The following is a 13,679-nucleotide window of genomic DNA, read 5'->3' on the forward strand; positions in this document are numbered from 1 at the left end:
TAGGGTAAGCCTAGTCCAACCAACTGGTTATATACCCAGTATCCTCCAGATTCAAAGCTTCTTGGGTCACCCGCAGGGGGCGGAAAGTGTCGATCATCACCGCCAGTTCTTCCGTCCCTTTTTTCCCGATGCTGGCTTCCGCTTTTCCAGGGTGGGGGCCATGAGGCAGTCCGCTGGGATGAAGAGTGATGGAACCCTCCTTGACATTTCCTTTGCGGCTCATAAAATGGCCCTTCACATAATAGAGAACTTCATCGGAGTGAACATTGCTATGCCAGTAGGGAGCGGGAATCGCCTCGGGGTGATAATCGTAAAGCCGCGGAACAAAGGAACAGATGACGAAGTTGGGACCGGCGAAGGTCTGGTGAACCGGCGGCGGCTGGTGGATCCGGCCCGTGATCGGTTCGAAGTCCTCCACATTGAAAATGTACGGATACAGATACCCGTCCCATCCCACCACATCAAAGGGATGGAAGTCGTAGAAATACGTATTCAACCGATGGTGGGCCTTCACCCGCACCTCGAAACTCCCCTCTTCCGCCCGGGTATCCAGCCGTTCGGGAACGCGAATGTCCCGCTCGCAGAATGGGCTATGCTCCATCAACTGCCCGTGTTCATTTCGGTATCGTTTCGGCGGCACAATCTCCCCCGTCGATTCAATGACCAGAAAACGACTCCGCTCGCTCTTCATCTCCAGGCGATAGGTGGCCCCTACAGGGATCACAAGATAATCCCCCGCCCGGTAAGGAAGCGTCCCAAAAACCGACTGAAGCTCCCCCTCCCCTTCATGAACGAAAAGTACCTCATCCCCATCACTGTTACGAAAAAAATAGTCCATCGGTTCTGTCGGGTTACACACCCCAATCGTCACGTCTTCGTTCGTTAGCAGATGGACACGTCCGTCGATCGGGTCTCCCCCCAGCCCAGCTTCAAACGTCTGCACGTGTCGATGCCGATTGGGCCCAGGTTCCTCCAGAGCAGGCATCCACTCTCGAACCTTTCCCACCCGGCTTACTCGTGTCGGGGGATGATGGTGATAAAGGATGGACTGAATCCCGGAAAAGCCCTTTGTCCCCATCACTTCCTCCCGATACAGACTCCCATCCTCCTTACGGAACTGGATATGCCGCTTGCGCGGAATTTTTCCCATCCGATGATAAAAGGGCATATACACTCTCCCCCTGCCGTGAAATTGAAAGGGCTTTCTTATTCACATTGTAACAAAAATTGAGACACTTTCACGGCGGGCGGCAAGGTTCGGAATACTTGTTTTCCTTCTTCCCTTCACCGCTTTGGGGCGTCTGTGCCGGGGCGTAAAAAAGCCCGCTGTTGCGGGCCGTAAACCGGTCAGTCGTTCCGGTCATACCGGGGGGCAGGTTCCAGTTTGGTCACCTCGGTATAATCCCCCCGATGGACTTCCTCTTCCGTCGCTTCGGCATCCAGGGCTTCCTCCGTCATACCAGGGGCCACGTCGGGGGCCTGTTGCCGGACCGGACGATGGTTCTCTTTCATTCCCATCACCTCCGCTCCCAGTATCACCCGCTGTACTCCTTTTTACCCATTTTCGTTAATAAAACGTCGGACGGCTTCCGCCATCGCTTTCGTCTCGTTCAACCGATAGCTCGGCACCGGCCATCCTTTCGTCTTCTTTGGGCTCACCACCGCTCGGAGACCGACCAGCTCCTTCGCCCAGGAAGGATCCTCCCCATCCTTTAACACCGCCCATTTGGGAAAGGGGGCCCTTTTAAATCCTTCGACCAACACCAAATCCGTTTCCTGGTAGTGTTCCAGAAGGAGGTCCAGCGATGGAGGGGTTGGATAAAAAACAGCCGCCTGATTCCCGGTAATGAGGGTAACGGGGGAGGCTCCCGCCTGCCGGTGGAGCCAGGAATCCTTCCCCGGGACGTCCATCTCCAGGTCTTTAGCATGGTGCTTGACGGTACCGATCTGATAGCCCCACCCGGTGAGATGGTTAATAAGAGCGGTGATCAAGGTCGTTTTGCCTGAATTGGCGTGTCCGACAATCTGCAGCACGGGGGGGTGGTTATGGGACAAGGCGCTGTTCGCTCCTTTTCAAAGGATCTCTTTTCTCTACCCTATCGAAAACCAGGGGAGAGAGCAATGAAAAACCCCTCCTGTGAGGGGGCGAGACTGCTGACAAACCGATGTTGGGTGGGGAGCCGGATTTCCGATTCCGCGCCAGATGTTCCTCCCAAAGATGTAGGGTCTGTCCGCTCCGTGCCCTCCGGCTCCAACCAGCGGCCAAAGGAAAAACGTGTGTGGCCGCAAAACGGTTGGAGCCTCCAGACACTCCGCTGGGTGGTCGGCCAACAGGCGCTTCACCGGAAACCGGCCCACCTTGCGGTACGGAAGGACTTTGTCAATAACCTCACCCCTTCCATGGAGGGGCACCCACCTATTCCGCCCGTTCGCCGGCCTGGGAAGAGGGAATGCGCTGTTCCAGAAGCCAGGCCATGGCGACGGCCCAAGCGAGAGGAGTGTTTCCATTCGGCTGATCCGTACCCCCGATGTAGAGTTCGGGGAGATGATGATCTGGGGGCAGGATCGATTGCGTCTTCGCCCAATACTTCTCCGCCTCTGTATCGTCCCCAAGCAGTGTGTAACAAAGACCCATCCACGGGAAGCCGAAGCACCATTCGGCCTCCGCCCCTTCATTGTAATACCGATCCCCTTTATAGCGGATAAGGCCATAGGTGCGCTCCAACCGGGCTTCCGCATGGGAAAGAATCTGTTGCGCAACGGTCCGGGGAACGATTTGGTACGGATAGATCAGGGAGAGCAAGGCCAGATCCGACTCCTTGGTGACACTCTCCCGGGGAAGCAGCAATCCTAAAGACTTTTCCCCTTTACGGATCAGACCCTCCGGCACTTCCACCAGAAGACGGGCGGCAGTAAGCCCAGCGACACAGGCGCCGATACTGGAGGCATGCACCTCCATATTCTCCTCCCACATCCCGTTATCCGCGTGGTCCCAATACTCCAGACAGGCGAGATAGCGGACGAGCTTCTCACAGATCTCCCGGTCTTTTTCGTCCCGTAAGATCCGTTTGCCGCGGCGCACTCCTTCCGCCACCCCCCACAAGAAAAGGCCGATGGCATCATTTTGCGCGTGCCCCCAGGGCTGGTCCAGTTCCGTGAGTTTTTGGGTATAACGGGCATGGATGTATTCATAAAGATAGACCGGTTTCTTCCGGGTATGAATATCAATTTTCCACTCATAACGGCGAAATAAGTCCAAGAGTGCGTGATAAGCTCTTTCGTAGCGATCGCAAGGGGTGCCGAGATAGGGCAGGACCGTATAGCACACATCTCGGATCCAGACATAGGAATAATCCCGGGAAGGACTCGCGATATAGGCGCCGTTTTCGATACGCATCGTATCCAAGACTTCGCTCCATCGGTTCATGGTACCCTTCCTTTCCCTTCCATTATCGACGGATGAAAAGGGTTTCCAACCGGTTATTATCTTTATACGTAGCGAAGGGGCTGCCTGTCACAAAAACCCGCACTCCTCCCTCCTGATCATCGAGACACATGGTCACTCTTCAGACAACCTTCAATTTCCCTCGTCAAAACGTAGACAAACAAACACCCCTTATCTAGGGGTGCTTGTTGTATGTTATACCCATGAACGCCCTTTTTTTGTTACCATAGGCCTCAATTCGTCAACCATCCGACCAAAACAATGATAAGTGCAATTGCGGCTATTGCTTTCTCCTTGGTTGTTAACGGACGCTTACGTTCCGCTTTCTTTTCTGCTTTTTTCTGCTCCTTGGCGGCTATCTTCGCAGCTTTCTTCGCTTCCTTCGCCTGGATATGCTTCCAACGGTCGACCTTCGTATATCCTCCACACTGGTGACAACAGTACAGGTGATGGTTCTTACCGTGTTTCGGAGAACGAAGGTGAAAAACGTTGGTAGATTCGCACAGTTTACAGGTAATTTCCATGCCAATGCCCCCCCTATTAGTTTATTCGTCATTCTTGCTCATTTTCAGGCCCTGGCGAATCTTGCCCTCCTACCGAATTCTCTGGACAATTCCCTCTTTCTCTTACTGCTCGGCTGGCAATCATTATAGCCCCCATAGATTCGCCCTGCAACTGGCAACCCTTTTGTCTGGGCAGCCAAAGTATGCCCATAGTTTTCTTTTGATAGAAATAAAAACGGCGGCAGGGTTTCACCCCTACCGCCGGATAGCTCCGCAGACAAAACGGACACGGGTTGCCCGCACACCTTTGCCACGAGGGCGAGTACCCTCTTTTTTGAGTGCCCGATACGCAATAGAAGACTAATGCTTGGGCCAAAACACCAGCCGCCTTCGCGATCAAGCTCCATAAACTCACCCTCTCCCTGAAGGGCAGTGTGGCCAACCGTTTTTAGCTACTACCATGATCGGAACTCCCAAATTCGAATCTATTCAGACTTTCCGTTGTCAAGAACTTCAGGATAATACCTTTTGATAATCTCCGAAGCTGTGTCGCCTTTTTTGGCGTGAATAAATCTGGAATAAACCTCCACCCCAGATACGATTTCTGAGTCAAAAAGTTCGAAAGCATCCACGGTACTCATATATTTCTTTTTAACACATTCACCATAGGCGTTTAAGTATTCGATTTCCTCTTCTTTCGCCTTTTCTTCTGCTATTTTGCAAGCGCTATCGATATGACCGGCTCGAACCAACAGGATGCTTTCTTCATAAAGCTTCAGGTCGGGATCAGAGTCGTGTTCATCCATGTTATCAGGAAGCGGCTCGCCCGTGTGAATCGACTCAAACAACACCTTTACTTCGTACCAATGGGTTTTCGTTTCTTTATCCAAAGGTTAAAACTCCCTTTTCATACTCACTCCTCCATAATCGCCACGACCCTGCTCCAACCTGCACTGGCATCTTTGATATTGATCGGAAAAGCAGAGACGGTAAACCCGAACGGTTTGGGTATTTGCTCCAGGTTGCATAGCTTTTCAATCTGGCAATATTCCTTCTCTCGCCCCAGTAAGTGGGCCTCCCAAAATTGACCCTTTCCCTTTTTCGCATCTTCGGCCATCCTATCAAATGGGCGATCTAATCCCCAAGCATCGATGCCGATCAGCCTTATGCCTCGATCTACCAACCATTCCGTTGCCGATCGCAACAGACCAGGCTGTTTAGTAAAGTAATTGGGGGTTCCAAAATACTGCGACGCTCCTGTATGTACCAAAACAATGTCAAAGGGCTTCAAGACATAATCGATCCGTTCGAGTTCCTGCTGGATATCGATTTCAGAAATCCCGTCTCCGATTTGTTTATGCCTCATGTCAAGGAGAATCCCATCCCCATAGCACCACTGAAGGGGAACCTGATCGATGGTTCTCGCGGGCATCCCATTTGTCTCCGGTCCATAGTGATACGGAGCATCGATATGGGTAGACGAATGGGTGCTAATTGTCAGTTCCTCGGTCGCCCAAGCCATCCCCTTAGGGAAATACTCGGCTCCAAGTCCCAAAAACTTCTCCGTTAAATGAACCCCTTGTCGATGATCCGAATATTGGATTTGATGGGCATTGACCTCATAAGGTGTAGAATCATTGCCCAATCGGTCGCTTAAATCAATGAGTGTCGTTTGTTTCCCGTTTCGTTCAAAGGTTTCTTTCACCAAGGTTTATGACACCTCCATCTCTATGGATCATAACGAGATTTCTAGTTTTATAGATACAATCGTTCAAGTTCATCACACCGTTTTAGGCGATAATCCAATCATAAACTTCTATTCACCAGTACAACAAGCCTTTGAATGATGATAAACCGTTGAATGGACTATTTGTTAGTAAGTACTAATCCTTTCAGAGCGAAACGGTTTATGGGGATCCAATGACCATGATTGTAAGGAAGTTTACAGATTCCATCTTCCAAAACTGTTTTAATAAGGTCAACTCGATATGGAGGTGGAAGTAACATTGAAACGTTCTTTTCACTGGAAAGCGGGTATCCTTGGAAGTCTGACTGGTGGGATCGTGTTTGGAATAATGATGGCTATGATGGGGATGCTTCCAATGATCGCCGGAATGGTCGGAAGCCAATCATCTGTAGTCGGTTTTGCCGTTCATATGATGATCAGCTTCATCTTCGGCCTAGCCTTTACCCTATTTGCGAGCTTATTTAAAGGCTCCGCTCTGATTTCGGGCTTGATTTTCGGTTTCGGTCTCTGGGTATTGTTTCCCTTTATTCTCATGCCGATGATGATGGGAATGCCTCCTTTCCCGATGAACATGGATAGCATGATGAGCATGATGGGGCATCTGATTTACGGACTGATCACCGGCACTGTATATGGTGGCATACAAAAGCGTCAATTGGCCCAGTGACCCCCATAGACGACCCGAGCCGGGATGACACCGGCTCATTTTTATTGAGCATAAAGAAAAGGCCCGCTTGATTTTACCGGCCTTACCCGAAGGAATCATACATTTAGCCAAAATCGATAGCTTCCCTCATTTTCTCTATGTGGATTCGGATCATTTTTTTGTTGCTACTCTTTGCGATGACGCCCTGCCGAGTTAAATTGGAGATCGTGGCGCTCACCGTTTCGCGGGTCGCCCCGATCATCGCCGCCAAATCTTGATGACTTAAGCGCAAATCAAATTCCATATACTCGCCCTTCTTTGTCCCGAAATTGGGGGCCAGTTTGGATAACAGATGCAGTAAACGTTTTTCCACGGACCCGTAAGCCATGGTTTCCAACATTTCTTCCGCTTCCCGTAAACGTTGCGTCATCACTTGGACCATCTTGATCGCCAACTGAGGACGTTCTCTCATGAACTCCTCAAAATCTTTCCGGTTCAGGACACAAAGGAGGGAATCTTCCATGGTCTCCACATAGGTATCTTGTGTTCCAGTGGAAAAGGACTCCACCTCTCCAAAAAAATTTCCGCTCCCCAGGATTCCCAGCGTAAACTCTTTGCCTTCCCGATTTAATTTGTACAGGCGTACTTTTCCTTTTTTCAGCAAGTACAGGGAACGTTGGGGACGTTCCGGAGAAGAAATCACTGTCCCCTTTGACGTTTCCGACATGGGAGCCCTCCGATCGATTTCCTGCAAATCCTCCATGGTTAGTTCTTCCATAATGTTGATTTGAGACAAATACCATAACTTGTTCATGGACGTGGCTCCTTTGAATCGTAGATTCGTTGAAATTCTTCGGGATCAAACCCCTGCAAAGCCTCTCCTTTGACCAGAATCATGGGACTGACCACAACCCGGATGTTCAGCCGTGTCCAAAGGCCAGAATCAAGCTCCTCCCATGGAATCTCTTGATAAGGTATCTGGTGTCTCTCAAAATGACGTTTGGCCCGGCGACCCCCGGGACAACCGGAATGGGTCAATAGTAGAACACACGGATTCATAGAGCTCGCCTCACACGGATTGGATATCTCCATTGTACCTCGATTCCCCCAACAATCTGTATGGTAGGTCACAAGTTAAGATTCTCACGGATCACTAAGTCGAAAAAAAGAGATCCCCTTTACTAGATAATCCCGATTGAAACGCCAATAAAACAGAGAAGTCAGACTGGTAATCCCTGCCCAACTTCTCTGTCTCCATTGATGATTATTCGTCGCAAAAAAACCTGATAAGTCCACCGACTTACCAGCCAACCGTTTAGCAATATGAGCATCGAATGGTTGTATTTAAATGGATGATTAATTGGCGATCCCCTCATAGGTATGGGCATGGGGCATTGCCCCATTTACAGTGGTTTCTCCTTCGATGATGTGATAGTGACCGCCATCCGGTGTCTCGACGGGCGGCCCGGTAACGCCTCCAAAATGGTGGACATGGCCATCATCAAATGAAGTGGTTCCCTTATATTCGTGAACATGATCTGGAACGTCCGGAGCGGGTGCTGTGACTCCTCTGAGGCCGTGTCGGTGCCCCACATCAAATGAAGTTTCTCCTTCATACCTGTGTCGATGGAAATTTTGACTAATCGACGCTTTCTCCTCAAAAAAAGCGATTTCAAAACGATGGTCGTGTAACCCGTCCTTCATCTGCACAGTGGTATGTTCTGGTTTCTTCAATTCAAGTCCCCCCTCATTTTCAGTCAATAATAGGTATGAAGGGAAGGACTTCAACAGAACAGATAAACCGATGACCCGGAGGCTATACAAACATCCCAGTAATATCGAAACGAGCAAAAAAAAGCACCCATTTGGGTGCGAATCGAAGTGAAGGTTAATACCCTCCAAAACTGACCAGGGAGAAGATCGTCGCAATGACCAATAGGAAAATTAACAGACGGCGCAAACCAAATCCACCAAAACCATAACCGGAGCCATATCCACCGTATCCGGACATCTTTAATTTCCTCCTTTCACCCATTTACTCATATCCTATGTACGGAGCTGACGGAAGGAAATGATCAAAAAACCATCTTGAATAAAATAGGCATGTTGGGTAGGCCAGTATGGAATTTTTTTAGAAAGTAGAGCCTTATTTAAATAAGGTGCTTAGGGTGGGGAGTTGATAAACTGGTACAATAGTAACTAGCCCGAGTAAAAACCACGCTTCCCTGATCGTATGAATACCTGGTATTATAAATTTCATTGCGAATCCTAAAAGAAATCGAGAAGAATAGGAGCTATAAGGTATGGCCATTTTTAGCAATACCCTGAAAGGTGTCTTCCTTCGAGGCACACTGTTACTTGTCTCATTGTTTTCCGCCTACTTATTCGGATGGGTTCCATATGCTGATTTTAAGTTTCTCGGTGGTTTGTTCTTGGTAGTCATTGCTGGGGTTGTCATGGGTAGAACCTTCCCGCAACGGTAATTACTCTTGGTGGCAAGTCTTCATTCTCAGTTCAATCCTTGCCACAGTGGCAGGCACGATCCTTTACACGATATACTTCAACTAATCAAATTTAGGAGAACTAAGGCTCTCTGACGCAAGAAATACTTTGAATCCCGTGTTTCTCTGTCTCCGGAGCCATCGAACAGAGCATATCCTTTACAATTTTCGTTGCCTTCTCATGGAGAGTGGTCGATTTAATAAAATGATGAATCACTTCATTTGCGTGCCTGAGTTGACTCCTCCCAAATTCCCTTTGTTATAACCCCAGGAAAAGCCGCCGCTCAGAAATGCCAATTGGAATTATTTTGTTGGGTACATAAATGGCATATACACATATCATGTACTGTTCAAAAAAGGAGGGATTATATGGCCTGCTCCAACCCAAGGTGTAAGTGTAAAGATTGTCAGTGTGGGCGTGGTTGCCGCTGTGACCACCGTGCCTTCCCGTACCCGACTCCCTACCCCGTTCCATATGTTCCATACTATCGGGATCCACGTTATTACCCCCCATCCCCCACCTTTATGGGATACGTATAAGCAAAAAAAGATCCCTCCCGTCATAGGTATTAAAGAACCTATACGAAGGAGGGATTTACCATGAACCAACCTAACCCTTTTTCTGATGCCCCGTATTGGCCCCACCTGATGAATCCCCGTGTGGCACCGGACCGTGAAGCACTTATTGCTGCCTTGGAAGAGATGCGGGTTTGGACGATCCTTATGGCCGAACATGCCAAGTTTATTCGTCTTGGCCTGGACCCCAACCCCCAACAAGAAGAATTTTTTCGCACGGCCGATCAATTTGCCATCCAACTTGATATGCTTTATAGCCGTACCATCGCAACTCCTCCAACTGCTCCCAATGAAATTTTGTATCAGTTGAGGGAAGAAACGATTACGCTCGTCAATCAGCTTATCTTACTAAAAGAACAAATCTTTAACGCCCTTGAATCCTGTCAAGCATTGGGCATTCTACCGGCTATTCTCATCGACCACGTTCGTCGGGAAGCTGATCGCTTTGTAGGAACACTGGAACGATCGAAGAGCAACCTCCAAACTCGTACTCGCCAACGCTTAGGGTTAAAAGATGGAAACCGTTATGCCCAAACGGTCCCCCGTTTATTGTATCATCGTTTGCCCCCTGAACAACTTTTTACTGTAGCCATTGAGGAAAGCATGTTTTTCGATCGGACTCACGCCGAACACGCCGAACACCTCTCCATGTCCTTTCGGCCCGAGGTCCAGGAAAAATATCGGAAAAGAGCCCTTCGTTTTAAAGACGACTACCATAACCTGATGCTTCAGGCCAAAGAAGTCGAAAGCACTCGCTCCGACCTCGGCAAACTTCTGGAGGAAAACAAAAAGCTTTCCTTTTCCTTCCGAGATTACCTAACTAAACTTTTAGACGAGATTTCTACCTGTAGAATCCCAACGGGTCAAACCAACTTCCCGCCCCTTTTAGCGGATCACATGCGCAGAGAAGTCATCTATTTTATCGATATTCTGGAACGGATTCGCTTTGGTTAATGGTTTTAAAAAGATTCAGTACCATCATCGTAAGTTATTTTATAGTGAATAACGGAAAACCTCTCTCTCCTCTTCTAAAGGAGAGAGAGGTTTTTTGTTCCCTGCTACTTAGCCCCATAGGAAATACCATAACCCCCTCCTCTCCCTATGGTATGGCTCCACAGTCAGCAGGATCTTCCCGTTCGGACTTTTAATCTATTAAGGTAAAATCTTGTGCCATAATGTTATATCCAACGTCAGGGAGATTGATTTTTTCTTTCACCTTCCATGTTTTCTTGTCCACAACATGAATCTGACCCGCACCTGATGGCATTTGACCAAATAAATATAAGTTCTGTTCGTCGGCATGATCATTTAATATCACGTCACATAATCTTTTATGCCTGACAATATTAAAATGATCATCGTATTCAACTACAGACCCTCCAAAAAAAGTGACATAGAATTTATTATCTTCTTTAACGATCGTCATGGGTTCCCCGACGACTGTTGGGGTTGGTAAATAATCGGCCTTCGATTTTTTCGGATCTATTAAAGTCAAACGGTTTTCTGTTGTAAGTAAGAGTTTCTTCTTAAACCACTTCATGTCTCGCGCGGACTTTTCTTTTAAAGGTATTTTTTTTATTAGTTTACCGGTGTCCCGTTTAATCATATATACTACATGATGTTGATCGGGAGGGACACTCTTATCTTCATATGGGATATCCGCATATATGTAGATATATTGATCATCGTACACACCCTCTCCCATATATCCCTTTTGTTTGACCTTCCATTGCTTTTTTTCTTCTTTAACAATCAACGTATTTTGAAAGGCTTCGGTATTGTAAGCAGCGATTTCGAAAGCGGAATCTTTCTTAACAAAATTCGTCGGACCTGGTGCTTTTCGGTTTGAAATCTCCCCTTTTTCATTGATGTAGTGAATCACATCATCATATGAAGCGGGTAATACCCAACCTCCGTTTTTCGCCTCCTCAATCTTCCTGATTCTTGCTGCTTTTATATTGACATTGGAAATGATATCTCCGCTTTCATCAACGATAAGCAGCTTACTTTTTGGTTCTACTGCATTTGTGTAGATTACTCCAAACTTTCCTTTATTTATTGGAATTTTCCCCGAGTTGCTATTCTCACCATTTAAACTACAGGCGGAAATTGCCCAAGTCAAAATGAAACAGGCCATTATTTTAATTCCTTTATTCCACATGACGTTACCTCCCTTGTTCAAAAAGATGAGTGAAGACGTAGCCCGTCTTCACTCTTTACTGAAAAAAACTTTGTTCAATAACCCTTGGACCAATAGGTAATGGTATGCGGACTGTCACCAAGGTCGGCAGTGCTAACCCAGTAGTTCCCACTAGAAACTTTGACATTCCCATGCCATCCGCTGTCGGGATCGGGATCCAAGTTTATACCTTTTGCATTTTTCCAGCTTCTCCAAACCAGCTTGGAGCAGTACCACTCATCAGTTGTTTCTTTACTAGACATGACGTTGTAGGGCTCCCCTTTTTGCTTGGAAGCATAATCATAATCTGTAGAGGTAGCGTCTTTCACCCAATAAGCTTGTGCTTTTTCATAATCCCAGCGCCATCTATTTACATCGTAAATGACTCCACCCTTATCTGCAGTGGAATAGGACTCCCAAGTATTATCATCATCCATAGCAACCATACCGGCATGACCCGTAAAATATCCCCTTTTGGTTCCGGTATCAGGAGTATACAGGATATCCCCGTAAGTCCCTACACCCGGATCCAAGTTGGCAACTCCTACATCCCCATTCGTCTGGGAAGGGCGTGCCAATCCTCCGTCTTCCAGAACATCCTCTTCTTTCAAATCATAGCCTTTCAACCTTGCTGCTTCAATAACTGCTTGAACATCGATTTGATTGCTCCAGTTTTCTATCTTTTCCTGATTAGCCTGATTTTCTCTTTCAATCTCTTCAATCAACTGCGCTTCTGAATACCCCGTACTTTCAGCAAGTTTCGAAATCTCTTCCAAAGAGTACGAAGTATCATCAGCAAAAACACCAGAAGGCATTCCTACAACCAAAGCAAGAACGAGTACTAATGATCCAGTCCATTTGAAGGGTTTCATTTTCATTTGTTGTTGCCTCCCTATTATTTCATCATTCGTTCAACGTCACCCGTTGTACCATCGACAATGACTTGTGTCCTGGATGGAAAGCTGAGGGTTTGACCGTTAATGGTAGTGTTTCGGTTCCCATGATCCATGGTGACAACCCAGCGTGGTTTGTCCCAAACCTCAGCAATGGCTCCTTGAATTTCTCCTTCACCAGCCACTCGTTTGGCCATTTTGATCGCTTCTTCTTTCGTCACCTTTAAGGGATCAGTCGAGGCGTTTTTCCGGTTAGCAGAGAAGTAAACTACTGCACCGGTTCTCCGATCCACCTCAGCAGTTACCTGGGAAGCTCCCCATACCCCATTATTCTTCGGTCGCCAAGTAAAGGTATACAAGGTATCACCCGGGATATGGATCACCTCTTCTGCTTTAACTAGTTCCATGTTTTTAAATCCATTCACTTGCTCTTGGGCGAAAGATCGTCCTTTTTCCAAGGCTTCCTCTTTGGATATCGGCTCTTGACCCCCTTTTGTGGAGGTTGGAGCCTGTAACCAGACTAGCTCGTTTGTATTCGCTTTTCGGCGGATTTCCACACCTTCTTTCGTATGTATGTCTTTGTACTCGATACCATCGATGGTTTCTTCGGATGTGGCGACTACATGAAGAGCTACGGGATCAAACGGATCGATACCAAACGGTTCGGAGTTCCACGACTCCCCCCAATCCGGTGACGTCAGGCGCGTAGAAGACGGGTAATTGACGGCACCATCGATATAGTAGGATCCATATCCTCCATCATTTCCTTCTTTGACCACCAAGTCATTTCGGGCTTTAGATAGGGAATTCCCAACCGTATACCCTTGACCGGCATAATACGAAAACCGATCCCAAAAATAGTTCCCCGAATAATTGCAAGATGTACATTTGGCGGGATAATACACAAAGTCTTTGAATCCAACAATGCTGTCAATCCCTTTTTCCTTTCCTACTAGCAAATGGCAGGAAACCGGGAGGATCACACTTCTGGTCTTTCCTCCGCCGGATACCGTTAATGCCTAAATAAAAGCTCCCGACAAGAGATAACACCCCTGCTCGAAGCTTTTATCTATAGCTCAAAAAGCCTAATTTATTGAGGGTAGGTATTCGAAAGAGTCATAGCCGTTTTACTATACATACTCTATGGTATCTTTTTTCAAAAAGGAGTGTTATAGTGAGCGCTTTGAGA

General features: G+C 47.6%; 15 protein-coding genes. 2 read left to right on the plus strand and 13 right to left on the minus strand.

What is annotated here, in order from left to right:
- Nucleotides 1-10: 10 nt before the first annotated feature.
- The 7 genes from ACFOUO_RS15865 to ACFOUO_RS15895 form a co-directional block, all read right to left on the minus strand.
- Nucleotides 11-1,168, minus strand: coding sequence for a homogentisate 1,2-dioxygenase (locus tag ACFOUO_RS15865; protein ID WP_380706111.1), 1,158 nt, complete (start codon nucleotides 1,166-1,168; stop codon nucleotides 11-13).
- 179 nt (nucleotides 1,169-1,347) lie between these two features.
- The gene (locus tag ACFOUO_RS15870) at nucleotides 1,348-1,539 is read right to left on the minus strand and encodes a hypothetical protein (protein ID WP_380706112.1); all 192 of its coding nucleotides are present in this window, start codon (nucleotides 1,537-1,539) and stop codon (nucleotides 1,348-1,350) included.
- A gap of 15 nt (nucleotides 1,540-1,554) precedes the next feature.
- Nucleotides 1,555-2,055, minus strand: a complete 501-nt coding sequence (mobB, locus tag ACFOUO_RS15875; RefSeq protein WP_380706113.1) for a molybdopterin-guanine dinucleotide biosynthesis protein B — start codon at nucleotides 2,053-2,055, stop codon at nucleotides 1,555-1,557.
- Nucleotides 2,056-2,416: 361 nt separating this feature from the next.
- The gene (locus ACFOUO_RS15880) at nucleotides 2,417-3,427 is read right to left on the minus strand and encodes a glycoside hydrolase family 15 protein (RefSeq protein WP_380706114.1); all 1,011 of its coding nucleotides are present in this window, start codon (nucleotides 3,425-3,427) and stop codon (nucleotides 2,417-2,419) included.
- Between the two features lie 251 nt (nucleotides 3,428-3,678).
- The gene (locus ACFOUO_RS15885; RefSeq protein ID WP_380706115.1) at nucleotides 3,679-3,969 is read right to left on the minus strand and encodes a hypothetical protein; all 291 of its coding nucleotides are present in this window, start codon (nucleotides 3,967-3,969) and stop codon (nucleotides 3,679-3,681) included.
- A 464-nt stretch (nucleotides 3,970-4,433) separates the two neighbouring features.
- Nucleotides 4,434-4,838, minus strand: a complete 405-nt coding sequence (locus tag ACFOUO_RS15890; RefSeq protein WP_380706116.1) for a DUF4288 domain-containing protein — start codon at nucleotides 4,836-4,838, stop codon at nucleotides 4,434-4,436.
- Between the two features lie 23 nt (nucleotides 4,839-4,861).
- Nucleotides 4,862-5,653: a cyclase family protein gene (locus ACFOUO_RS15895; protein WP_380706276.1), complete on the minus strand. Its 792-nt coding sequence runs from the start codon at nucleotides 5,651-5,653 to the stop codon at nucleotides 4,862-4,864.
- 301 nt (nucleotides 5,654-5,954) lie between these two features.
- On the opposite strand from ACFOUO_RS15895, the gene ACFOUO_RS15900 reads away from it, so the two are divergent.
- A complete protein-coding gene (locus ACFOUO_RS15900; protein ID WP_380706117.1) occupies nucleotides 5,955-6,362 on the plus strand; it encodes a DUF6789 family protein in 408 nt (135 codons plus the stop codon).
- 103 nt (nucleotides 6,363-6,465) lie between these two features.
- Here the strand turns inward: ACFOUO_RS15900 and ACFOUO_RS15905 are convergent, their stop codons facing one another.
- The 3 genes from ACFOUO_RS15905 to ACFOUO_RS15915 all read right to left on the minus strand — a co-directional run bounded on the left by ACFOUO_RS15905 (nucleotide 6,466) and on the right by ACFOUO_RS15915 (nucleotide 8,352).
- Nucleotides 6,466-7,155 carry a Crp/Fnr family transcriptional regulator gene (locus ACFOUO_RS15905; protein ID WP_380706118.1) on the minus strand — a complete coding sequence of 230 codons (690 nt, stop codon included), beginning with the start codon at nucleotides 7,153-7,155 and terminating at the stop codon, nucleotides 6,466-6,468.
- Nucleotides 7,156-7,697: 542 nt separating this feature from the next.
- Complete coding sequence (locus ACFOUO_RS15910) at nucleotides 7,698-8,075, minus strand: YmaF family protein (protein ID WP_380706119.1); 378 nt, start codon at nucleotides 8,073-8,075, stop codon at nucleotides 7,698-7,700.
- 154 nt (nucleotides 8,076-8,229) lie between these two features.
- Complete coding sequence (locus ACFOUO_RS15915; protein ID WP_380706120.1) at nucleotides 8,230-8,352, minus strand: sporulation protein YjcZ; 123 nt, start codon at nucleotides 8,350-8,352, stop codon at nucleotides 8,230-8,232.
- Between the two features lie 1,090 nt (nucleotides 8,353-9,442).
- On the opposite strand from ACFOUO_RS15915, the gene ACFOUO_RS15920 reads away from it, so the two are divergent.
- Nucleotides 9,443-10,372: a DUF2935 domain-containing protein gene (locus ACFOUO_RS15920; protein ID WP_380706121.1), complete on the plus strand. Its 930-nt coding sequence runs from the start codon at nucleotides 9,443-9,445 to the stop codon at nucleotides 10,370-10,372.
- Between the two features lie 190 nt (nucleotides 10,373-10,562).
- On the opposite strand, the gene ACFOUO_RS15925 is transcribed toward ACFOUO_RS15920, so the two are convergent.
- The 3 genes from ACFOUO_RS15925 to ACFOUO_RS15935 form a co-directional block, all read right to left on the minus strand.
- Nucleotides 10,563-11,579: a hypothetical protein gene (locus tag ACFOUO_RS15925; protein WP_380706122.1), complete on the minus strand. Its 1,017-nt coding sequence runs from the start codon at nucleotides 11,577-11,579 to the stop codon at nucleotides 10,563-10,565.
- Between the two features lie 74 nt (nucleotides 11,580-11,653).
- A complete protein-coding gene (locus ACFOUO_RS15930) occupies nucleotides 11,654-12,475 on the minus strand; it encodes a YiiX/YebB-like N1pC/P60 family cysteine hydrolase (protein WP_380706123.1) in 822 nt (273 codons plus the stop codon).
- A 17-nt stretch (nucleotides 12,476-12,492) separates the two neighbouring features.
- Nucleotides 12,493-13,473 carry a hypothetical protein gene (locus ACFOUO_RS15935; protein WP_380706124.1) on the minus strand — a complete coding sequence of 327 codons (981 nt, stop codon included), beginning with the start codon at nucleotides 13,471-13,473 and terminating at the stop codon, nucleotides 12,493-12,495.
- Nucleotides 13,474-13,679: the final 206 nt, after the last annotated feature.

It is taken from the genome of Salinithrix halophila (assembly GCF_042650125.1).
Classification (GTDB): domain Bacteria; phylum Bacillota; class Bacilli; order Thermoactinomycetales; family DSM-45169; genus Salinithrix; species Salinithrix halophila.